At 39.6% G+C, this 20696-nt stretch carries 23 protein-coding genes; 5 read left to right on the forward strand and 18 right to left on the reverse strand.

Translation table 11 applies throughout. The features are described from left to right. Positions 1 to 213: 213 nt before the first annotated feature. Complete coding sequence (gene clpP / locus ACHABW_RS19850; RefSeq protein WP_110938758.1) at positions 214 to 807, forward strand: ATP-dependent Clp endopeptidase proteolytic subunit ClpP; 594 nt, start codon at positions 214 to 216, stop codon at positions 805 to 807. 56 nt (positions 808 to 863) lie between these two features. On the opposite strand, the gene ACHABW_RS19855 is transcribed toward clpP, so the two are convergent. The 6 genes from ACHABW_RS19855 to trxB form a co-directional block, all read right to left on the reverse strand. Continuing rightward, the gene (locus tag ACHABW_RS19855; protein ID WP_435757882.1) at positions 864 to 1121 is read right to left on the reverse strand and encodes an HPr family phosphocarrier protein; all 258 of its coding nucleotides are present in this window, start codon (positions 1119 to 1121) and stop codon (positions 864 to 866) included. A gap of 138 nt (positions 1122 to 1259) precedes the next feature. Next, positions 1260 to 2201, reverse strand: a complete 942-nt coding sequence (gene whiA / locus ACHABW_RS19860; protein ID WP_110938756.1) for a DNA-binding protein WhiA — start codon at positions 2199 to 2201, stop codon at positions 1260 to 1262. Between the two features lie 42 nt (positions 2202 to 2243). Continuing rightward, positions 2244 to 3191: a gluconeogenesis factor YvcK family protein gene (locus ACHABW_RS19865; RefSeq protein ID WP_435757913.1), complete on the reverse strand. Its 948-nt coding sequence runs from the start codon at positions 3189 to 3191 to the stop codon at positions 2244 to 2246. Beyond that, on the reverse strand, positions 3188 to 4078 hold the full coding sequence (gene rapZ / locus ACHABW_RS19870) for an RNase adapter RapZ (protein WP_110938754.1): 891 nt from the start codon (positions 4076 to 4078) through the stop codon (positions 3188 to 3190). Before rapZ ends, ACHABW_RS19865 begins: the two co-directional genes overlap by 4 nt. A gap of 24 nt (positions 4079 to 4102) precedes the next feature. Then, positions 4103 to 4585: an NUDIX hydrolase gene (locus ACHABW_RS19875; RefSeq protein WP_435757885.1), complete on the reverse strand. Its 483-nt coding sequence runs from the start codon at positions 4583 to 4585 to the stop codon at positions 4103 to 4105. Between the two features lie 1069 nt (positions 4586 to 5654). Then, positions 5655 to 6611, reverse strand: a complete 957-nt coding sequence (gene trxB / locus ACHABW_RS19880; RefSeq protein ID WP_435757887.1) for a thioredoxin-disulfide reductase — start codon at positions 6609 to 6611, stop codon at positions 5655 to 5657. A 227-nt stretch (positions 6612 to 6838) separates the two neighbouring features. Between trxB and ACHABW_RS19885 the strand changes: the two genes are divergently transcribed. Further along, a complete protein-coding gene (locus ACHABW_RS19885) occupies positions 6839 to 6985 on the forward strand; it encodes a hypothetical protein (RefSeq protein WP_435757889.1) in 147 nt (48 codons plus the stop codon). 40 nt (positions 6986 to 7025) lie between these two features. Here the strand turns inward: ACHABW_RS19885 and ACHABW_RS19890 are convergent, their stop codons facing one another. Then, positions 7026 to 8078: a tetratricopeptide repeat protein gene (locus ACHABW_RS19890; protein ID WP_435757891.1), complete on the reverse strand. Its 1053-nt coding sequence runs from the start codon at positions 8076 to 8078 to the stop codon at positions 7026 to 7028. A gap of 251 nt (positions 8079 to 8329) precedes the next feature. On the opposite strand from ACHABW_RS19890, the gene ACHABW_RS19895 reads away from it, so the two are divergent. Genes ACHABW_RS19895 through ACHABW_RS19905 form a run of 3 tightly spaced genes read left to right on the forward strand, consistent with a single transcriptional unit; the run spans position 8330 to position 10455 of the window. After that, positions 8330 to 8887 (forward strand): methyltransferase family protein, encoded by a 558-nt coding sequence (locus tag ACHABW_RS19895; protein WP_435757893.1) that lies wholly within the window; start codon positions 8330 to 8332, stop codon positions 8885 to 8887. Between the two features lie 42 nt (positions 8888 to 8929). Further along, positions 8930 to 9112, forward strand: a complete 183-nt coding sequence (locus ACHABW_RS19900) for an FAD-dependent oxidoreductase (protein ID WP_435757895.1) — start codon at positions 8930 to 8932, stop codon at positions 9110 to 9112. Between the two features lie 2 nt (positions 9113 to 9114). Then, positions 9115 to 10455, forward strand: coding sequence for a phytoene desaturase family protein (locus tag ACHABW_RS19905; protein WP_435757915.1), 1341 nt, complete (start codon positions 9115 to 9117; stop codon positions 10453 to 10455). Between the two features lie 196 nt (positions 10456 to 10651). Here ACHABW_RS19905 and ACHABW_RS19910 read toward each other — a convergent pair whose 3' ends face one another. The 11 genes from ACHABW_RS19910 to ACHABW_RS19960 form a co-directional block, all read right to left on the reverse strand. Then, positions 10652 to 11818, reverse strand: a complete 1167-nt coding sequence (locus ACHABW_RS19910) for a Gfo/Idh/MocA family protein (protein WP_435757897.1) — start codon at positions 11816 to 11818, stop codon at positions 10652 to 10654. A gap of 28 nt (positions 11819 to 11846) precedes the next feature. Further along, on the reverse strand, positions 11847 to 12767 hold the full coding sequence (locus ACHABW_RS19915) for a sugar phosphate isomerase/epimerase family protein (protein ID WP_435757899.1): 921 nt from the start codon (positions 12765 to 12767) through the stop codon (positions 11847 to 11849). A gap of 192 nt (positions 12768 to 12959) precedes the next feature. After that, positions 12960 to 13823, reverse strand: a complete 864-nt coding sequence (locus ACHABW_RS19920) for an AraC family transcriptional regulator (RefSeq protein ID WP_435757901.1) — start codon at positions 13821 to 13823, stop codon at positions 12960 to 12962. A 230-nt stretch (positions 13824 to 14053) separates the two neighbouring features. Further along, positions 14054 to 14707 (reverse strand): bifunctional phosphoribosyl-AMP cyclohydrolase/phosphoribosyl-ATP diphosphatase HisIE, encoded by a 654-nt coding sequence (gene hisIE, locus ACHABW_RS19925; RefSeq protein ID WP_435757903.1) that lies wholly within the window; start codon positions 14705 to 14707, stop codon positions 14054 to 14056. Beyond that, entirely contained in the window at positions 14704 to 15462 is a 759-nt protein-coding gene (gene hisF, locus ACHABW_RS19930) for an imidazole glycerol phosphate synthase subunit HisF (RefSeq protein WP_110938748.1), read from the reverse strand. The genes hisIE and hisF overlap by 4 nt, the downstream gene beginning before the upstream one ends. 1 nt (position 15463) lies before the next feature. Continuing rightward, positions 15464 to 16198, reverse strand: coding sequence for a 1-(5-phosphoribosyl)-5-[(5-phosphoribosylamino)methylideneamino]imidazole-4-carboxamide isomerase (gene hisA, locus ACHABW_RS19935; protein ID WP_110938747.1), 735 nt, complete (start codon positions 16196 to 16198; stop codon positions 15464 to 15466). A gap of 4 nt (positions 16199 to 16202) precedes the next feature. Further along, on the reverse strand, positions 16203 to 16832 hold the full coding sequence (gene hisH / locus ACHABW_RS19940) for an imidazole glycerol phosphate synthase subunit HisH (protein ID WP_110938746.1): 630 nt from the start codon (positions 16830 to 16832) through the stop codon (positions 16203 to 16205). Continuing rightward, complete coding sequence (gene hisB, locus ACHABW_RS19945; RefSeq protein WP_110938745.1) at positions 16829 to 17422, reverse strand: imidazoleglycerol-phosphate dehydratase HisB; 594 nt, start codon at positions 17420 to 17422, stop codon at positions 16829 to 16831. Before hisB ends, hisH begins: the two co-directional genes overlap by 4 nt. Beyond that, positions 17419 to 18696 carry a histidinol dehydrogenase gene (gene hisD, locus ACHABW_RS19950; RefSeq protein ID WP_435757907.1) on the reverse strand — a complete coding sequence of 426 codons (1278 nt, stop codon included), beginning with the start codon at positions 18694 to 18696 and terminating at the stop codon, positions 17419 to 17421. The genes hisB and hisD overlap by 4 nt, the downstream gene beginning before the upstream one ends. Further along, positions 18693 to 19343, reverse strand: coding sequence for an ATP phosphoribosyltransferase (gene hisG / locus ACHABW_RS19955; RefSeq protein WP_110938743.1), 651 nt, complete (start codon positions 19341 to 19343; stop codon positions 18693 to 18695). The genes hisD and hisG overlap by 4 nt, the downstream gene beginning before the upstream one ends. Continuing rightward, entirely contained in the window at positions 19340 to 20530 is a 1191-nt protein-coding gene (locus ACHABW_RS19960) for an ATP phosphoribosyltransferase regulatory subunit (protein WP_435757909.1), read from the reverse strand. The genes hisG and ACHABW_RS19960 overlap by 4 nt, the downstream gene beginning before the upstream one ends. Between the last annotated feature and the right edge of the window lie 166 nt (positions 20531 to 20696).

Genomic DNA, 20696 nt, shown 5'->3' on the forward strand with positions numbered 1-20696 from the left:
GTATAGAAAAGTCTTATTTACATGTATTAACAAAAAAAAGGACAGAAGGCGTTTGAAAAAATGCAGGAAAGGAAATGATTAAAAGTGGAGAAAATAGTTTTAAATAAAGCAAGCAAAATTATTTGACCTTCATTGACCTTTAAGGTTATGATAGTAGCATACTTCAGAGATACACACTATTTCTATGAGATAAATTTAAGGAGGAACAATACTATGAATTTAGTCCCAACAGTAATTGAACAAACGAATCGCGGAGAACGTGCTTATGACATTTATTCACGTCTTCTCAAGGATCGTATTATCATGCTAGGCTCTGGAATCGATGACAACGTATCAAACTCTATTGTTGCTCAGCTTTTATTCTTGGCAGCCGACGATCCTGAAAAAGATATTTCTCTTTATATCAACAGCCCAGGCGGATCTATCACGGCTGGTATGGCGATCTATGATACAATGCAATTCATTCAACCAAAAGTCCAGACGATTTGTATTGGTATGGCCGCTTCTATGGGAGCATTCCTTTTAGCTTCCGGTGAACCTGGAAAACGTTTTGCCTTACCTAATAGTGAAGTGATGATTCACCAACCTTTAGGCGGTACTCAGGGGCAAGCTTCAGACATTGAAATCCATGCTAAACGCATCGTTGAAATGAAAGAGAAGCTCAATCAAATTTTGGCTGATCGCACTGGTCAACCGATTGAAACAGTCCGTAAAGACACAGATCGTGACAACTTCATGAATGCTTATGACGCTAAGAAATACGGTCTCATTGATGATGTTATGGAGAAAAAAGAAAACTTAAAATAAAATTAAAACGCAAAATGCTTCAAGCTATCGCAGCTTGAAGCATTTTTATATGATATCTATTCTTTCTTTTCTACAAACTCAATTAATGTATCCATCGCTACTTGTTCATCTGGACCATCTACTTTTATATGAATGTCTTTGTTTACTCCAACAGCAATACTCATAATACCCATAATACTCTTCGCATTGATGTTTTTGCCATCTTTTTCAATGAAAATGTCTGATGTAAATCGATTAGCCTCTTGAACGAATAACGCCGCTGGTCTAGCTTGAAGTCCACTCTTTCGTAAAACTGTAACTGTTTTCTCAATCATGTCCTCATCCTCCTTTTTCAACTAATCCTTCTCTAAACTAACAAGAATCAGTAAAATTATCTATTAAAAACTATTAATCCCTAACATAAAAAGTTTTAATTCAAACGCTTTCAACATCATGCCATAGAGTGCAAGGGATTATACTTTTTCCCCTGCACGAAGTTTGTTTGCAAATTCCTCTATTTTTCTTAAGCGATGATTCACTCCAGATTTACTGACCTTCCCGCTTCTCACCATTTCACCTAACTCTTTAAGAGTAACATCTTGGTGCTCAATACGTAACTCTGCAAGTTCCCTTAATTTTTCCGGTAACGTTTCAAGGCCAACTTCCTTACGTATATATCGTATATTTTCCACTTGGCGCATTGCGGCTCCAACTGTTTTATTCAAGTTTGCAGTTTCACAATTTACAAGTCGGTTCACAGAATTTCGCATGTCCTTCATAATTCGAACATCTTCGAAGCGGAGAAGTGCTTGATGGGCTCCAATTACATTTAGGAACTCACTAATCTTTTCTCCCTCTTTTAAGTATAGAATAAACCCTTTTTTTCGTTCAATCATCTTTACGCTTAATTCAAAGTGATTCATTAAGTTACCTAATGATCGATTATGATCTTCGTACAACGAAAAAATTTCCAGATGATAAGAGGATGTCTCAGGATGGCTTACGGAACCTCCTGCTAAAAATGCGCCTCTTAAATAAGCTCTTTTACAGCACCCTTTTCGAATTAAATCCTCGGAAATCTCTCTCGTAAAAGCAAACGTGGCATCTACGATATGTAAAGACTCGAGTATTTTTCTTGCATCTTTTGAAATACGGACAATATATACGTTATTTTTCTTCAAGCGCATTTTTTTCCGAACAAGTAGCTCAACATGCACTTCATATTGCGCTTTTATTAACGTATAAATCCTTCTCGCAATTGCTGCATTTTCCGTTTGGATATCTAATGTGATTTGCATGTTTCGAATAGAGATAGCGCCATTCATTCGGATGAGTGCGGCTAATTCTGCTCGGGAGCAGCAAGCATCACTATCAATTTGTGTCAGTTCTTTCTTCGTCATGGAAGCAAAAGACACCTGCCTCACCTCCCGTTTTCACTTTAAACAGGGGATAACCGATTAAAGTAATGATACTAGTCTCTGAGATACCTTTATAGGATCATGCCTTACTAGGTCATTATCGAACAATAAAAGATCATCGCCTATAATTTGTACGCCCATGTCCTGTAATTCTTTTGCATCAACGCGAACACTCACCGCGCCTTGGGATTTATACCGCTCGACGTAGGATGACGGTATTGTCTGCGTGTTGAATAATACAGCATCAACTAATTTAGCATTCGAATGATCGTCAATAGCGCGAACATGATCAGAAACAGTGTAATTATCTGTTTCTCCAGGCTGTGTCATCACATTGCATATATACACTTTCCATGCATCTGTTCGCTCTAATGCTTCCTTCATGCCTGATACGAGTATATTAGGAATGACACTCGTATACAAACTGCCAGGTCCCAGTACGACCAGATCCGCCTCTTCGATAGCTTGTATCGCTTCTCTCATCGGCTTCGTTTCTGCCGGTTCAATGAATACCCGTTTAATTTTTTTACCCGCAAGAGGAATGTTCGATTCCCCTTCCACTTTTGAGCCATCTTCATATTCGGCATGAAGTGTGATGCTGTCATTCGATGCTGGAATTACTTTTCCTTTTACATTCAACACCCGACTAATTTCCCGTACACCTTGAGCAAAGTCTCCGGTAATCGAAGTCATCCCTGCTAACAATAAGTTGCCTAGAGAATGTCCGGAAAGTCCATTTCCGTTTGTAAAACGATGTTGGAAGAGCTCTTCAACCAGAGGTTCGACTTCCGAAAGTGCGACAAGTACATTCCGAATATCACCAGGTGGCGGGATGTTTAATTCTTTTCTCAACCTGCCTGAACTTCCACCATCATCAGCAACTGTTACAATTGCTGAAATATCAACTGGAAAGGTCTTTAAACCTCTTAATATAACTGATAAACCTGTACCTCCGCCTAAAACGACAACATTTGCCTTCTTCACTATTCAAGTCTTCCTTTTTCCACATCCCGATGTGTAACATAGCTGTTATACTCAAGATCATTTAACCGCTTTTTGAAGTACTCAGCCAGTGTAACGGAACGATGTTTTCCACCTGTGCACCCTATAGCCATAACAAGTTGTCGCTTTCCTTCTCGCTTATAGTGAGGAAGCATGTATTGAAGTAAATCATCTAATTTTTGAATGAATTGTTGCGTCTCAGCCCATTTCAACACATAGTCTGAAACGACTTTATCGAGTCCAGTCTGAGGTCGCATATGATCAATGTAATGAGGGTTAGGTAAAAACCTCACATCAAAAACAAGGTCCGCATCAATAGGAATTCCATGTTTAAAACCAAAAGAAAGTACTTGAACACTGAAAGATTCTTTGGAATTTGAAGAAAAACGCTGGAGAATTCTTTCTCTCAATTCTAATGGTTTTAGATCGGTTGTGTCTATGATCATCTGAGCTTGGCCTTTTAAATCATTTAAAATGCTTCGTTCAGATTCAATACCCTGAAGTGGAGAGCCATCCTCCGCTAATGGATGTGAACGTCTCGTTTCTTTATACCTTCTTACGAGAGCGGCATCTTTCGCATCTAAAAAGACAATCTGTGGTGTCACCTTTGATTCACCGGCAATAGCATCAATTGATTCAAATAAGTGATCGAAAAATTCTCTTCCCCTAAGATCAATAACTAAAGCGACTTTTTTCATTTTTCCGCCTGATCCCTCTACCAGGTCAATAAATTTAGGAATCAAAGCTGGTGGCAAATTATCCACACAGAAGTATCCCATATCCTCAAAGCTTTGGACGGCTACTGTTTTACCTGCTCCGGACATTCCCGTGATAATGACTAATTCAAGTTCATCCGTTCCTTGATTTTCCATGTTGCGATCCCCCCAAAACCTTAGTTACACGTGGTATTCTTGAATGGGTTTACCTTCAGCTTCCAACCGATAAGAAAGTAACGTTTCATTTTCTCCGTAAGTAAATGTTCCATAGATTAGCCCGTCTCCATAAATTGCATGCTCTACAATAGAATAGTCACCTTGTATCATCGGCAGTTCCGCTATATCTTCCATTGGAATCCAAGAAAGATCCCCTTCTGGTGAAGCTGAGAATTGTTTACCTCCAGAGTCACCGGCAAGAAAAGTAAAAAGCATCCATTCATGCTGTCCTTGTTTTTCTTCTATAACCATCGTAAAAATACCTTTTAACCGAGGTTGAATCAACTCCAACCCTGTTTCTTCTCTATATTCTCTAATCGTACTTTCAAGGATAGATTCTCCTATTTCCATTTTCCCGCCTGGTGCGGACCACCTGCCGCGCCTTGGTTTCTTTAACATGAGTACTTGCCCATCTCGTATAAGCAAACAATTTGTGACACGTTGCATTTCCTTCACCTCACAACGGACTACCTTACCTTTAAAAGTTAAGTAACATCTACAATTATTTATTCAGATAACCTTGGAAGTGTGTCAAACATTCAATAATGAGTAGTTGAAAAATCGGGTAACACTCAAGCTTTAATTAAAGGCTTTTTACTCCTGTGATTCAGTTTCATTTAATTTCTCAAACCTAATGGGTTCCTTTAATATATGACTAAATTAATTATACTACATCTCCATTAAATCACCAATTACAACAATCATAAAAAGTTGCGGAAATTCCTATAGGCAAGGTAAAAAGTATCTTTCACCGTTTATAGTTTCTTTTTGACAATCAATAAATACATAAAAAAGAAGAGTGTTATCAATGTATCTGTTTTAAAGAAAGCTGTTTATTATCGTTGGGAGCTGAACGAATTCGTTCTAAAAAGGGTTTTAAGGACCGGTCTTTTTCCGTGCCCTTAACTCAAAACTAACCCTGAGGAATAAAAAAAGGGCACAAGCATAAGCTCGTGCCAAAAAGTAATATATAAAAAGGGGGTCAATTACTTATCTATAATATAACCTTTTTGTGTTGCAGGATTGTTACAGAAGAGTTAAGTGACAGTTACGAATTGTAAATATATTGTTTTTTCTGTGTGATCATTGAATTATCCCAACCATGTAATCAGCAGAAAATCTATATAACAGAGTTAAATAAGTAATGAAACACCTAGAATAAGAAAAAGACCAGTTTAAGAAAACTTCTTTACCGTTTTTTTCTATTTAGTTACTTTGTTATCACGGAAGGTTCTTTGGAAGAATTACCGCTCCCTTTCCGTGGATGATCCGCGAGTCTCCTCGAGCAAACTGATGCTCTGCGGGCTCTCGTCTTGGATCATTCTTCCACAGGAGTCTCGCGGATTCTTCCAAACAACATTTTTTAGAAAGGCAGTTTACTCTCCAACGGCTCGCTCTCCGCAATACGATTAGCAGAAGATCACTCCTAGTGTATTTTAAAAGATGCGGATGCTTCACTCATTGCAAAAAAAGAGCCGTGAAAAAGTTAAAATCGACTTTTTCACGGCTCTTTATATTATACTTGTTTTGATGTTTTTAGTTCTTCCATTAGCTCTTCTACATAGTGTTGAGCTGTTTGAGCTGCGACACTTCCGTCGCCTGTCGCTGTAACAATTTGCCGAAGCATTTTCTCACGAATATCACCGGCGGCAAAAATTCCCGGGATTTTCGTTTCCATATCTTCATTAGTTTCAACATAGCCTTCAGCATTCGTAATACCTAAGTTAAGGAATGGTTCGTTAATTGGCAACATCCCGATATAGATGAAAGCACCATCTGTTTTAAAATCACTTTCAGAACCATCATCTTTGTTGATGATCGTCACGCTGCCTACTTTTCCATTCTCAGCATTAATTTCTTTTACGACATGATTCCAGATAAATTCAATCTTATCATTGGCAAAAGCACGCTCTTGTAGAATTTTTTGAGCGCGTAATTCATCTCGTCGATGAATTACGGTTACTTTACTGGCAAAACGAGTGAGATACACTGCTTCTTCAACAGCTGAGTCACCACCACCAACCACTACTAGTTCTTTATTTTTGAAAAATGCACCGTCACACACTGCACAATAGGAAACGCCACGACCACTTAGTTCCTTCTCACCCGGAACTCCTAAAGCCTTGTATTTTGCCCCTGTAGTAATAATGACCGCACGAACTTTATAATTTACCTTACCAGTCACAATTGTCTTGAATTCCTTACCATCAATAATTTCTTTTACATCACCATAGGCGTATTCTGCGCCAAATTTCTTTGAATGGTCAAACATCTTCGTTGATAAGTCCGGTCCTAGAATATGGTCATAACCAGGATAATTCTCTACATCTTCTGTATTAGCCATCTGACCTCCTGGAATACCTCTTTCAATCATTACCGTTGATAAGTTTGCACGGGATGCGTACACCGCAGCAGTCATACCTGCAGGTCCAGCCCCGATAATAGCTATATCATATTGTTTTTCTTCGCTCATTTAAATCACTCCCTAGCGATATCATCGTTATCTTTACTTTCTATCCTTATAGTATTTAAATTTTGATGATAAGTCCAAAAATTTGCTCACTACTTTTTTATATTGTTACCACTTATAGCATTGTCATGCTATAAGAAAAGCGTATATCCCCGATTGAGCTTACAATGCCCAATTCCTTAATCAAGACTTTTTTCGTGCGTTATTTCTGAATAAAGCAGAATTAGCGAATGGCTGCCACACCTGCAGGAGAAGGAACATCTGACGACCCCGCAGGAACAAGCGATACTTCACGTATATGCTTCGAGTTGTCTAACGGATACACTTCAGGAGTCATTGCAAGAGGAAGAGACGTATTCTTTGTAAAAGAAGATTGAAGTGAAATAAACCTTTTTCTAAAGTGAAAAAGAAGCTTCTCTATTGATAGAGAAACTCCTTTCCATTCTGGGAAATATCTTGATCAGTTTGGATTAAGTTTAAATAAGAAGGTGCAACATGTTGTTTATCTGACCGGTGTTCCGTGCTTTCAATTCTCACCCATAATTTTCGGGCTTTCTCATATCGATTACAATGCCAAGAAACAATGGCCATTTGATGAAAATAAGTCGTTCTTTTTTGAAATTTAGAGGCATGAAGAAATCGTTCATACAAAAGATAAGCAGCATGATACTCTTTTACATAATAAAGTGCCCTGGCTAAATAATAACAATCCCAGTCTTTTAATGGACGCAAATTTTTAATATTATCCACCCACGTAGAAGCATGTGGATCTTCCTGTTTATAAAGCAATACTGCCATTTGACACTGTGCAAAAAAGTTTGGCTCTTCTTTTGTTAATAAGTCTTTTAATAACTTTTCTGCTTCATCAAAACGCTCTTGGTGCATGTAGGATTCTGCAAGATACGCATACATATCCCAATCTTTAGGGCTCTCTGCGATTGCAACGTGAATTTGTTTCTCCGCTTCGTGAAATTCCCCGGTATTCAAAAGGTCCATCACAATGTCCTCATGCTTATCCCCTTCCATCTCAAAGGGTAATAAATCAAACTCACCATCTAACTCCTTATCTATCATATCAAGTAAAGAGCTTGCATCTTCCTTAAATTCACCATCATCGTCCATGGACAAATAAATAGTTAACGATGCCTTAGCTTCTGTAAATTCGCCTAAATGAGCAAAGTTGTTAGCCATAAAAAAATAGCACTGGCTCATTTTTGGATCTATATCGTCCGTGACTTTAACAAGCCATTCATTTGAATCTTTATATTCGCCCATTTCCGACAATATAATTGCCAGTTGACAGATGAATACAGGCTCATCCGGTTCGACCTTTATTGCCCGCCGAATATAGGCGGCTGCTCTTTCAGGCTGCCCGTCATCATATATTTCAATTCCTTTTTTAAAAAAATACGAACCATCCTGCATGAATGGAATAACTTGACCTTTTTTAGCATTGGTATTACTTCGCATCGATGAAATCCTCCGTTTCATTTGCCACAAAAGAAGAATACTCGTCTTAACAAACGTTCTTTCCTCTATGACAAGAAGTATAACACGCAGTATTCAAGTCGACAATGAGTCTCGACACAAAAAGCCATTTTTTTCAAACGACCAAATTCAGGTAAAAATAATGATTATAAAATTAGAAGAAGGGTACATGTAATAAAAGAATCTTTAGACAATACATAATTTTGAAAGATCATTCAATTGGAGGAAAATGAATGTCCATCGCTGACGTTATTTTTGCTAGTGCTACGATCCTATGGATTGCTGAATTCATTATCTTCAAAAATCGACATTCGCAAAACGATAAAAACCAGAATAAAACGTCTTTCCCATGGATTCTTTTCTCCATTATGTTCGTTATTCTTAGTTCTATACTTTCAAGAGAATACGCTGTATTACATCGTGATGTTGCCATCCTGTCTTGGATCGGCGTGGTCGTATACAGTTGCGGTATATTTCTTCGTTACTGGGGGATGCACAAGCTCGGGATTCAATTTACGAGGAATGTAACCGTCCAGCAAGGTGATCGTATTATTAGTACAGGTCCCTTTTCTCTTTTAAGACATCCACTTTACACAGGGTTATTTTTAACAATGATTGGGGTGAGTCTCTATACAGGAAGTCTTTTAGGGCTTATTTTTACCTTCCTTTTATTTCTCCCCATTCTTATAAATCGAATCTCATTAGAAGAGACAATGCTGTTAAAAGCATTCGGACAAGAGTATGAGCAATGGTGCAAAAGGCGATATCGTCTTCTTCCATATATTTATTAACTATTTTAAAACTAACACTACATTTTTCGGAGGTGCTCGTGCATGGAACATTTGAAAAGAAAAGCTGTTGTCGTTGGCGCTGGGCTAGGTGGTTTATCAACAGCCATTCGTTTAGCAGGAGATGGCTATGATGTGACGATATTAGAAAAAAACGACACAATCGGTGTAAAACTCAATCGCCGGCAAGGACAAGGTTTCACGTTTGATACAGTCCATCCATTTTGACAATGCCATGGGTTTTAGAACAATTATTTGATAGTGTGCACCGAAAACTGGAAGATTACATTGAAATAGAAAGAGTCGAACCACAATGGAGAACGTTCTATGAAGATGGTACTTCCCTGGATATTTTATCAGATCTTCCAAAAATGCTTGAAGAACTAAAAAAAGTAAAAGCTGAACCTGATTCTTCTTTCACTAAATTTCTCAGCTATTTCCAAGACATGTATGACGTGTGCATGAAAAGCTTTTACAAAACTAGTATTGAAGGCTTAAAGGATTTACGGACGCAACATTCGTTAAAAGAATTAATTACGATGGATCCGTTTCACACAGTAGCCGATGGAACAAAGAAGCATTTTCAAAACAAACAGTTGGAGCAACTCTTTAACTTTTTTGTTATGTACGTTGGCTCCAATCCCTATTCTGCGCCCGCGGTTTTGAATCAACTCGTCTATGTTCAATTAGGTTTAGGAATTTACTATGTCAAAGGCGGTATGTACAATATTGCAAATGGAATTCGAGCTGTCCTTGACGAACTTCGTGCCGAAATTCATACAAGCACACCAGTTTCTCATATTCATGTGGAAGACGGCAAAGCAAAAGGTGCTGTGACTGAGGATGGTGATTTCTTTGAAGCGGAAGTAATCGTCTCGAATCTCGAGGTTATTCCAGCGTATAAAACGTTATTACCTCAAACCAGCAAAGCAAAAAAAGAGGTCAAACAGTTATCTAAAACATTTCAACCCTCTGTCTCTGGTTTAGTTTTACTATTAGGTGTAAACAAAAAGTTTTCGCATTTAAAGCACCATAATTTCTTTTTCTCAGAAGATCCTGAATTAGAATTCAAACAAATATTTGAAAAAGGCATTCCTGCAGATGACCCTACTGTTTATATTGGCATTTCATCTAAATCTGATCCTTCACAAGCTCCTGAAGGAAAAGAAAACTTATTCGTCTTGACACATGTCCCACCAAAAACGGCGATGAAAAAAGATGGACAGTGGGATTGGGATGCTTATCGAGAAGTTGTGTTAGATAAATTAGAACGTATGGGCTTGGAAGGTCTTCGTGATTCGATTGAGTATGAACAATCTTTCAACCCAAATACACTGGAAGAGCTATACGGCGCTAACGGTGGATCCATTTATGGTATTGCCGCAGATAAATCCACGAACGGTGGATTTAAAATACCATCCAGAAGCTCTTTATATGAAAATCTTTACTTTGCCGGCGGATCCACACATCCTGGTGGCGGTGTACCAATGGTCACCTTATCCGGGCAGTTAACGGCTGATTTGATTAAATCAGATCGAGAGAATGAGTTAAAATCGAAGAAAGCTAAATAATTGATGAGTTGCCTTTCAAGGTGTCCAAGCGACATCGAGAGAGGCAACTTTTTAATTTTATAAGTTTTTCGGTGAGTTATAGTCTTTATTAAGAGGATTAGCATATATCTACTTTTAGTAATTAAAAGATAAACTGGTCTAAGGTGTCAAAAAAGAATAATATGTTTCATTTATAGGTGTATAAATTTAATTAATCTTATTTGTACTCTACCCACACGGCGCCATTGTCTGCGGAACGGACACAATTTTCAACCCATCTAACCCCTTCAACACCAGCTTTTATTCCTGGATACCATACATTGTTTAAATTACTCCCATGATTAATATCTTCCATTGCAAAAGAAAAACGAGTATACAAATTTGACCATGCTTCAAATAAGCCTTCAGGATGTCCCCCTCCTATACGATCATCCGTTAGTGCTTCCGGATAGAGATAATCCATTCCCCGTTCTAAGATTTGTACTGGTTTGCCCTGAATTTCGAAACGAAGTTGATTCGGCTGTTCATCCCACCATTCAATACTAGCCTTTGAACCAATCACTCGAATTTTTTGCCCATGCATGGAACCAGCGTTCACTGCAGAAGACCAAACAGATCCTACCGCACCATTATCATACTCCATTAACGTATAAGCATTATCTTCTAATGGCGCACGACTTTTAACAAAACTTTGGCGAGAGCACATTAATCTTTTTATGTTGAGATGTGGCAACATAACCTCTGATAAATAAAGAGGATGTGTTCCTAAGTCACCTAATACATAACTAGGACCAACGATCTTTGGATCGACGCGCCACTTTGTACTTGGATTATCTAACTCAACTGCTTCAGAGTGAAATCCATGTGCAAACTGCATATTAACAATTCTGATTTCACCTAACTCTCCATTTGCAATCATCTGACGTCCCTGCTCAATCATCTGATGACCAGAGTAACCGTATGTAATACCGACCACACGATTTTTTACTTTGGCTAACACTTCTAATTCTTTAGCTTCTTCCGTGGTGAAACAAAGTGGCTTTTCACATACTACGTGTAAATTAGCGTGTAAGGCCGCCTTGCATATTTCATAGTGAGTACCATTTGGAGTCGCAATGGAAACTGCCTGAATGCCATCTTCAAGCTTTTCCTCTTTTTCAAACATCGTTTTGTAATCAGGATAGCAACGTTCTTCGGCAACATGTATATTTACACCAAACTCTTTTCCACGTTCTGCGTTTATATCAAATGCACCCGCAACAAGTTTAAAATTATTGTCTCGTAATGCTGACGAGCGGTGAATATACCCAATTTGACTTCCACGTCCCCCACCTACCATTCCCCAGCGGATAGGTTCATCAATATTTTTTTCACCATTAATCATTACCTCCAACTCCTTTTCACATCTCTTTTTAATAACCCACACTTTTTAAATAGGCAAGACTTTGACTGACATCTTCTAAACTAGTATCCGCATTTCTAGGGTCTCGTTCTTGTTCAACCGTAATGTACCCGTGATAATTAATGTCCTTAAGCAATTGATGAATGGAATCATAGTCAATAATTCCTTGTCCAATCGGACACATTACTCCTTTAGCGCAAGCTTCGAAAAAGCGGATATGCTCCCCCATCACTTTCTCATACACCTCTAAATCAATATCCTTAAAATGGATATAATCGGTTCGATCAGCATAATCCCGAAGCCACTGAACTGGGTCCATTTTAGAGTAATATAAGTGCCCAGTATCGAGACAAAGGCCTGCTGTTTCATAAGTGATATCCTCTAAAAGTTTTTTAATTTCATCTTCAAATTCAATATAGCCACCAGCATGTGGATGAATGACAGGCCGAACGCCATATGTCCACGCTCTTTTTGAAATCGTACGAATGTGCTCCATCATCCTATCCCAATCCATTTTAGATAGACGTTTCGCTGACTCTGAATGACCTGCTTTATAATCTCTCTCATCATGCCCCCAATCCATGATTACTAGATAGGGAGCAGGAAATTTCTGTCCATCTTCCTGCGGTGAGGATGGGAGCTTAGTTATGAAAGAACAGATAGAATCCACCTGATTTAGCAGATTTTCGAGATTGGTTTCAGAAACCAAATCATCAAAAATTGTTCCTGCAATAATGGTTAATTCATTTCTAGAAAGTTCTTTTTGTACTCGTTCAATGTCCAACGGAATATAGCCATACGGCCCTAATTCAATTCCTTTATAACCAGCTTGAGATGCTTCTTGAAGTACCCTCTCCCAAGAAGGAAGAAATGGATTCTTTGGATCATCTACTCCCCAACAACAGGGGGCTCCTGAAATTTTAATACTCATTACTATCACCTCCAAAGTCACAATTATTAAAAGCGCTTTCATTAATATAATCTTAAATCAATTTATTTGAATTGTATTTATCTGAGAATGCCATTCTTTTATAATTTAAGGACATGCAGCGTTCCAATTTTCAATCGTTATAGCTTCAAGTACTTTAAAACATAAAAAAAAGAACCAATGTATAGGTTCTTTTTATTGGTTAAGTTTTCGATACTCTCCTGGCGCTATACTTGTTTCATCAGAAAATACACGAGTAAAATAATGTACTGATGAAAATTGATATTGATCTGATATGGCTTTTATCGTAAGGTTTGTCTCACGTAGTTTTTCTGCCGAGATTCTCACTCTTTCTCGACGTAGATAAGCTGTAAAAGTTATCCCCACATGATTACTAAACAGACGAGAGAGATGTCGAGAAGAGATATTTAGATGTTGGGCAACATCTTCTAAAGAAAAAGGCATCGTTAAATTATCACTTATAAATAGTTGAGCCTGGCTTATCAAAACATTGCTGTGAGAATTGTCACTTTTATCTTCATCTTTTACATTTTGTCCGCAAAATAATATTTCAAGTGAGAGTAGGAAAGAGTGACTAAGAGAACATAACAACTCCTGAGAATATAAGTTAGCTCCATGCTTCAATAGTGCACTCCATAAATGTGCGGTAGGTGAAGATTCTGCATTATGAACGAGAATATTATTTGTTATAGCTAGTTGTTTAAAGCGGTTAACACTCTCTATTTTCGAAGTATCTTGATTTACTTCAAAACCAATCCAAAAAATAGAAAGGTTTTTCCCATTGTGAATTTTGTGAACCTTTCCAGGCCGCGAACAAAGGAAGGTGCCTTTTTTCAGTTCATAGTTTATCCCATTCTCATAGTATAGTGCGGTTCCACTATCTATGTAACAGAGTTCATAAAATGAATGTTTATGTAAGGGATTATCTAAATGATTAGACTGTGCTCCCCAGAAAAAGACACGGAACGAGATATTCTCTCCTGGAAGGTTAATACACATTTGTTGTAATTTACGAACAGCTGCTGTTGGCTCATTCATCGTAATCACTGTCTCCCTTATAATAAGTATAAATTCATATTATCACGCGAAGATGTCAATGTTAATTTATTCCTTGTATGAAAGAATATAATTTACCTCCCTCTTTTAGTAATCATTTTAAGTTAGTTAGGGAACTACTACCTCTTCTTTAAAGACCGAGATATTTAGATAATTATCTAAAAAAAGCTGCTCCCTACAAGTGAAATTCACTCGTAAGAAGCAACTTTTTATTAACCCTTTTGACCACCATGCCTGTTTGCCAACCGCTTCAACACTTCATCTAACGGCAATTTTTGTTCCCGTAACAAAACGAGCCAATGGTAAAGTAAATCCGCACTCTCCCACGTTAACTCTTCTTTGGAACGATTTTTCGCAGCAATAATCACTTCAGAAGCTTCCTCGCCGACCTTCTTTAAAATCTTATCCACACCTTCTTCAAACAAGTAAGTTGTATACGATCCTTCAGGCATTTCGAGTTCACGTTCCGCTATCACTTGCTCTAATTCTTCAATGATCGCAAATCGATTCGTAACCTCTTCCCCTTCTTGCTTAAAGGCATCTTTTCGTTGCCACAAGGACTCTGTGAAACAACTTGCAGTACCTGTATGGCATGCAGGACCTGCCGGATCTACAAAGACAACCAAAGCATCCTGATCACAATCATACGTGATTCCCTCAACTTTTTGAATATTACCCGATGTCGCACCTTTATGCCAAAGCTCTTGACGTGAACGACTGTAAAACCAAGTTTCTCCTGTTTCTACTGTCTTTTCGAGTGATTCTTTGTTCATATAGGCTAGTGTTAACACCTTTTTTGATTGGTGATCCTGTACAATTGCAGGTATTAATCCTTTTTCATCAAAGGATAGCTCATCTATTTTCATCGAATCTCCAATCCCTTCTCTTTTAAATATGTTTTCACTTCAGCAACAGACGTTTCCCGGTAGTGGAAAATCGAAGCTGCAAGCGCGGCATCTGCTGCACCCTCTGTATAGGCTTCATAAAAGTCTTCACTTTTGCCCGCTCCACCGGAAGCGATAACCGGAACAGAGACTGCTTCACTCACTGCTCTGGTCAGTTTCACGTCAAAGCCCGACTTTTCGCCGTCTTCATCCATACTTGTCAGTAATATCTCACCAGCACCTTGTTTCACTGCTTCTTGTGCCCATGAGATCACTTCCCACTCTGTCGCGTTTCGTCCACCATGAGTATACACCCGCCAAGAAGACAGAGAATCATCCCATTTTGCATCAATTGCTACAACGATGCACTGAGAACCAAAAAAGTCTGCTCCTTCACGAATCAGTTCCGGCCGGTTTACAGCAGCAGTGTTCAATGACACTTTGTCAGCTCCAGCTCTGAGGATTCTTTTCATATCCTCCAGCGCATTAATTCCGCCTCCGACTGTAAAAGGAATCGCTAGTTTACCAGCTACTTCTTCGACAACGTCGACCATCGTTTCTCTTCCTTCGTGGGAAGCTGAAATATCTAGAAACACAAGTTCATCTGCTCCCTGTTCATCGTAAAACGCAGCAAGCTCTACGGGATCTCCTGCATCACGAAGATTCACAAATTGAACTCCTTTGACGACTCGTCCTTCTTTTACATCAAGACATGGAATGATCCGTTTTGTTAACATGTTATTCGACCTCCTGAATCGCCTCTTCCAATGGAATATGGCCTGTATAAAGTGCCTTTCCGATAATCGCTCCGGAAATGCCTTCATTTTTTCTGGCTACTAACTGTTTGACATCTTCCATACTGCTCACTCCGCCAGATGCGATCACATTTTTGCCTGTTGCTTTGCCTAAGTTAGCGATCGCTTCCACATTCGGTCCTGACATCATTCCATCGCGTGAAATATCTGTCATGATAAATGTTTCTGCTCCTTGATTGGCTAATTCAATGCCCAGCTCTTCCGCTTTAACTTTCGACGTTTCCAGCCAGCCATGAGTAGCAACGAAGCCGTCTCGGGCGTCAATCCCGATTGCAATCTTCTCACCACCATATTTTCGAAGCATTTCTTTTACAAATGCCGGATCAGAAATAGCAGAACTTCCTAGAATCACTCGGGAAACACCTGCTTCCAAATACGCTTCCACGTCCTTTGGTCCACGAATGCCACCGCCAATTTGAATCTTTGCTGAAAGCTCTTTAGCTGCTTTCATGACAACCTCATGATTGACGGGTTCCCCTTTTTTTGCACCATCTAAATCAACCATATGTATCCATGTAGCACCTTTTTCCTGAAAGCTTTTCGCCATGCTAAAAGGGGAATCACCATAAATCGTCTCTTGGTCATAATCACCCTGGAGAAGCCGTACACATTTGCCGCCCCGTATATCAATTGCTGGATAAATGATAAATTCACTCACAGTTTCACTCAGCCCCTTTTTGTTCAACCACATTTTTTAATATCGACATTCCGACCGAACTACTTTTCTCCGGATGAAACTGGGTCGCCCAGACAGTGTTTTTCCCTACTACTGCCGGCACGTGAGTTTCTCCATACTCAGCCGTAGCAACCAATACGTCTGGATCAGCATCCACAACATAGGAGTGGACAAAGTAAACATGACCTTTCTCTACGTTCTGGATAATGGGATGATTTTCTTGATGAAAACGAAGGCGATTCCAGCCCATATGCGGCACTTTATACGTTTCGCCAAGTGCCGTAACTCCAGTAAAACGTCGAACCTTACCAGGAAGAAGTTCGAGCCCTTTCGTGACTCCATTTTCTTCGCTTTCTTCAAAAAGAAGTTGCATCCCTAAACAAATTCCAAAAAGAGGTTTCCCATCATTTGCCCATTGTTTAATAAAAACATCTAATCCTCTTGCCTCAAGCTCAGCCATGCCATCTTTAAAGGAGCCGACACCAGGTAAAATGAGAAGAGATGCCCGAGATAATTCTTCCGGTTTTTCTGATAAAAACGGCGTGTGTCCTAAACGTTCCAACGCTTTTGTGACGCTATGAAGATTTCCCATGCCGTAATCGATGATTCCGATCATGATAAACTTCCTTTCGTAGACGGCACACCTTTTACTCGTGGATCCTTTTGGGTCGCTTCGTCCAGCGCTCGACCAAGTGCTTTGAAGATCGCTTCAATAATATGGTGTACATTCGTTCCGTAATGAACGATGACGTGAAGATTCATTCGAGCCTCCATCGCAAATTTCCATAAAAACTCTTCAATCAATTCAGTATCAAATGTTCCTACTTTACCTTTAGGAATGTCCCCACGAAGCTCGAAATGCGGTCGATTGCTTAAATCAATCACCACTTGTGCCAAAGCATCATCCATTGGAACAAACGCGTTTCCATATCTGCGAATCCCTTTTTTATCTTGCAACGCTTCTTTCAATGCTTCCCCTAACACAATACCGATATCTTCTGTTGTATGGTGATCATCAATCTCTGTATCACCTTTTCCAACCAAGGTTAAATCAAATAAACCATGGCGAGTAAAAAGATCAAGCATGTGTGTCATAAAGGGAACATCCGTCGTTAAATTTGCATCACCGCTACCATCAATTGCAAAGGTAAGTTCGATGTCTGTCTCATTTGTCTTGCGTTTTTTTGAAGATTGTCGAGTCGTCATGAATGGTCATCCTCCAATCGTAGTTCTACTGCTCTAGCGTGAGCTTCTAAGTTTTCAAGTCGAGCAAATGCGGATATCTTTTTTCCATGCTGTTGGACTGCTTGTTTACTGTAAGAAATGATACTCGATTTTTTAGTGAAATCTTGCACTAATAGAGGGCTGGAAAATCGTGCCGTTCCGTTAGTTGGCAACACGTGATTTGGACCAGCAAAATAATCTCCGATTGGTTCCGAACTGTATTCTCCAAGGAAGATTGCACCTGCGTGACGAATTTTAGGAAGAACATCCCAAGGCTCTTTCACATGGAGTTCCAAGTGTTCAGCTGCAAGTTCATTCACTGCATCAATTGCTTTTTCAAACGTTTCTGCAATGTATATCGCACCGTGATCATTGATCGATGCTTCGGCAATCTCCCGTTTTGGAAGTGTTTCAAGCTGCACTGTTACTTCCTTGGAAACTTCTTTCGCCAGCTTTTCATTATTTGTGACGAGAACCGCTGAAGATAAAGGGTCGTGTTCTGCTTGAGAGAGTAAATCAGCAGCAATAAAACGAGCATTAGCCGTGTCATCGGCCAGGACAGCCACTTCACTAGGGCCGGCAATCATGTCGATCGCTACCGTTCCAAACACTTGTTGCTTCGCAAGTGCCACATAAATATTTCCTGGTCCAACGATTTTATCCACCGCTTCAATCGTTTCTGTACCATAGGCCAGCGCCCCTATTGCTTGTGCTCCACCTATTTTATGGATTTCTTTTATGCCTAATTCACTCGCTGTCACTAATACAATATCATCAAGTGATCCATTTTTTTGTGGGGGAGACGTCATGACGATTCGTTTCACTCCGGCAACCTGTGCTGGAATCACATTCATGAGAATCGAAGAAGGATAGGCTGCTCTGCCACCGGGAACATAAACCCCGACCGCATCCAAAGCAGTTACTTTTTGTCCAAGGATCGTTCCGTCCTCTTTCGTTGTCATCCACGATTGTTCCACTTGACGTTGATGGAAGTCTCGAATGTTTTCAATTGCCTCACGGATAATAACCAAGGTATCCTCATCTACCGTTTGATACGCTAGTTCCGTTTCTTCCGGTGTGACAAGTGTTTGAGTAACTTCTATTTTATCATGTTCCTTTGTATATCTTCGAACGGCTTCATCCCCGTTACTACGAACGTCTTCGAGAATACGTTCGACAGAAGCACGTTCCATGCTCGTACCTTGATCAATAGAGCGTTTTAAAGAAAGGCCTTCACGGATGGGAATAATCTTCATTTTGCCTCTACTCCTTGATCTACGACTTCCGCCAGACGGTCGACCATGTCGTCTATTTGAGCTGACTTGGTGCGATAGCTCACTGGGTTTACAATGAATCTGGAGGTGATTGCAATCATTTCCTCTATTTCAACAAGACCATTCGCTTTGAGCGTTTGACCCGTAGATACAATGTCGACGATACGATCTGCAAGACCAATAATCGGTGCAAGTTCAATCGATCCGTTTAACTTAATGATCTCCACTTGTTCCCCTTGTTCCCGGAAATATTCCGACGTTAAGTTTGGATATTTCGAGGCAACTTTAGGCGCCACTTCTGACTTCGGATCATACGACGGAAGAGCAGCTACTGCCATGTAACAAGCACTGATTTTTAAATCCAGAACTTCGTAAACATCACGCTTTTCTTCAATCATGACGTCCTTTCCAGCAACACCAACGTCCGCTACACCGTGCTCAACATACGTCGGAACATCCATCGGTTTTGCGAGGATGAAACGCATGCCCGCTTCCGGAGCTTCGATAATCAACTTCCTGGATTCGTCAAACTCAGGAGGAATTGGATAATTCGCTCTTCGCAATAACTCTACTGCTTCATTAAAAATTCTGCCTTTAGGCATGGCAACTGTGATCATATCTTCACTCATGTTGACGTTCCTCCATTTCCATTGGAACCGACATAGTAAACGACGTCCTGAAATTGTGCAGAATAAGCATCTACATTATTTACTCCTGTAAGCTCCTGCATAACGACTGATTTCCCTTGCTTACGAAGCTTTTTCACTTGATCCATCGCTTCTTTTCTTCTCTCATTACTAAAAATAAGGCATGTATCTTTCAAAACAGGGCTTTTGGTTTTCCCAACTGCCTCTGTCAATCGGTCTAATCGGAGTCCGAATCCTGTCGCTGGTTCTGGGTGCTCAAATTGTTCAAGCAATTGATCATAACGGCCACCGCTTCCAACCGGATAACCTAAGCCTTTACTGTAGGCTTCGAAAACAGTTCCCGTATAGTAGCTCATGTGCATGACTAATTTTAAATCGATCACAATAGACTCGGTTAGACCGTATGCTTCTAAAACGCTATAAAGTTGCTCTAATTGATCAATCGCTTCTTTTCCCTGTTTGCTCTCGACAATTTTACTAGCACTCTCGATAACTTCGGGACCACCCTTTAAACGAAGCAATTCATATAATCGACGTTGGTCAATCGAGGAAAGTGGAAGTTTCTCGACTTCTTTCCGAAAACCTACATAATTTTTTTCATATAAATACCGGCGAAAACGATCTGCACGAGTATCATTTCCAAGTATTTCTTTTAGTAAGGCATTCACGAATCCAATATGTCCAATAGCAATTTGGTAAGAAGTAATTCCCGAGCTTTCAAGGGAAGCCATCATTAATGAAATGACTTCTCCATCCGCACTGTTAGACTTGTCACCAATAAGTTCGATTCCCACTTGTTCGAATTCAGCCGGTCGCCCGCCTTCACGTTGCTGAGCTCTGAATACAGGTGCCGAATATGTCAATCGGAGGGGACGTTCTTCATTTTTTAATGAAGATGCCGCAATTCTGGCGATTGGTGCGGTCATATCAGGACGAAGCACCAGTGTATTCCCCTGTTGATCCAACAACTTAAATAATTGTTGATCAAGAATAGCTGATGCTGTTCCAACAGTTTCGTGAAATTCCAACGTAGGAGTTTCAATCGGATCATATCCCCAACTTGCCGCTTCAGAGGAAATCGCTTGCTTTAGCTGATGTTTCAGCTGGTGAAGTTCTGGTAATGTATCTCGCATACCTAATGGCTTTTCAAACATAAATAGTTTCGACATTGAATCGTCACCTTCCTAATTTCAAACTGTTATTCCGTCTTTTACTTTAGTACGCTACCATGATAGAGCAATAAAGATCTTAAATAATAGTCTACAAGGGATTTAAGTCCACGTCAAGATGTAAAAACAAAGAAAACCCTAAGTCATCCAACTCTCAATATCTGGG

The sequence above is a fragment of the Salipaludibacillus sp. CF4.18 genome, assembly GCF_051262595.1.
GTDB classification, from domain to species: domain Bacteria; phylum Bacillota; class Bacilli; order Bacillales; family Salisediminibacteriaceae; genus Salipaludibacillus; species Salipaludibacillus neizhouensis.

Excerpts from the sequence above, each read along its gene's own strand:
- clpP (WP_110938758.1), top strand. The coding sequence starts at position 214 with ATGAATTTAGTCCCAACAGTAATTGAACAAACGAATCGCGGAGAACGT.
- ACHABW_RS19855 (WP_435757882.1), bottom strand. The coding sequence starts at position 1,121 with ATGATTGAGAAAACAGTTACAGTTTTACGAAAGAGTGGACTTCAAGCT.
- rapZ (WP_110938754.1), bottom strand. The coding sequence starts at position 4,078 with ATGGAAAATCAAGGAACGGATGAACTTGAATTAGTCATTATCACGGGA.
- ACHABW_RS19875 (WP_435757885.1), bottom strand. The coding sequence starts at position 4,585 with ATGCAACGTGTCACAAATTGTTTGCTTATACGAGATGGGCAAGTACTC.
- trxB (WP_435757887.1), bottom strand. The coding sequence starts at position 6,611 with ATGAGCGAAGAAAAACAATATGATATAGCTATTATCGGGGCTGGACCT.
- ACHABW_RS19885 (WP_435757889.1), top strand. The coding sequence starts at position 6,839 with ATGGCTGCCACACCTGCAGGAGAAGGAACATCTGACGACCCCGCAGGA.
- ACHABW_RS19890 (WP_435757891.1), bottom strand. The coding sequence starts at position 8,078 with ATGCGAAGTAATACCAATGCTAAAAAAGGTCAAGTTATTCCATTCATG.
- ACHABW_RS19895 (WP_435757893.1), top strand. The coding sequence starts at position 8,330 with ATGTCCATCGCTGACGTTATTTTTGCTAGTGCTACGATCCTATGGATT.
- ACHABW_RS19900 (WP_435757895.1), top strand. The coding sequence starts at position 8,930 with ATGGAACATTTGAAAAGAAAAGCTGTTGTCGTTGGCGCTGGGCTAGGT.
- ACHABW_RS19905 (WP_435757915.1), top strand. The coding sequence starts at position 9,115 with ATGCCATGGGTTTTAGAACAATTATTTGATAGTGTGCACCGAAAACTG.
- ACHABW_RS19910 (WP_435757897.1), bottom strand. The coding sequence starts at position 11,818 with ATGATTAATGGTGAAAAAAATATTGATGAACCTATCCGCTGGGGAATG.
- ACHABW_RS19915 (WP_435757899.1), bottom strand. The coding sequence starts at position 12,767 with ATGAGTATTAAAATTTCAGGAGCCCCCTGTTGTTGGGGAGTAGATGAT.
- ACHABW_RS19920 (WP_435757901.1), bottom strand. The coding sequence starts at position 13,823 with ATGAATGAGCCAACAGCAGCTGTTCGTAAATTACAACAAATGTGTATT.
- hisIE (WP_435757903.1), bottom strand. The coding sequence starts at position 14,707 with ATGAAAATAGATGAGCTATCCTTTGATGAAAAAGGATTAATACCTGCA.
- hisF (WP_110938748.1), bottom strand. The coding sequence starts at position 15,462 with ATGTTAACAAAACGGATCATTCCATGTCTTGATGTAAAAGAAGGACGA.
- hisH (WP_110938746.1), bottom strand. The coding sequence starts at position 16,832 with ATGATCGGAATCATCGATTACGGCATGGGAAATCTTCATAGCGTCACA.
- hisB (WP_110938745.1), bottom strand. The coding sequence starts at position 17,422 with ATGACGACTCGACAATCTTCAAAAAAACGCAAGACAAATGAGACAGAC.
- hisD (WP_435757907.1), bottom strand. The coding sequence starts at position 18,696 with ATGAAGATTATTCCCATCCGTGAAGGCCTTTCTTTAAAACGCTCTATT.
- hisG (WP_110938743.1), bottom strand. The coding sequence starts at position 19,343 with ATGAGTGAAGATATGATCACAGTTGCCATGCCTAAAGGCAGAATTTTT.
- ACHABW_RS19960 (WP_435757909.1), bottom strand. The coding sequence starts at position 20,530 with ATGTCGAAACTATTTATGTTTGAAAAGCCATTAGGTATGCGAGATACA.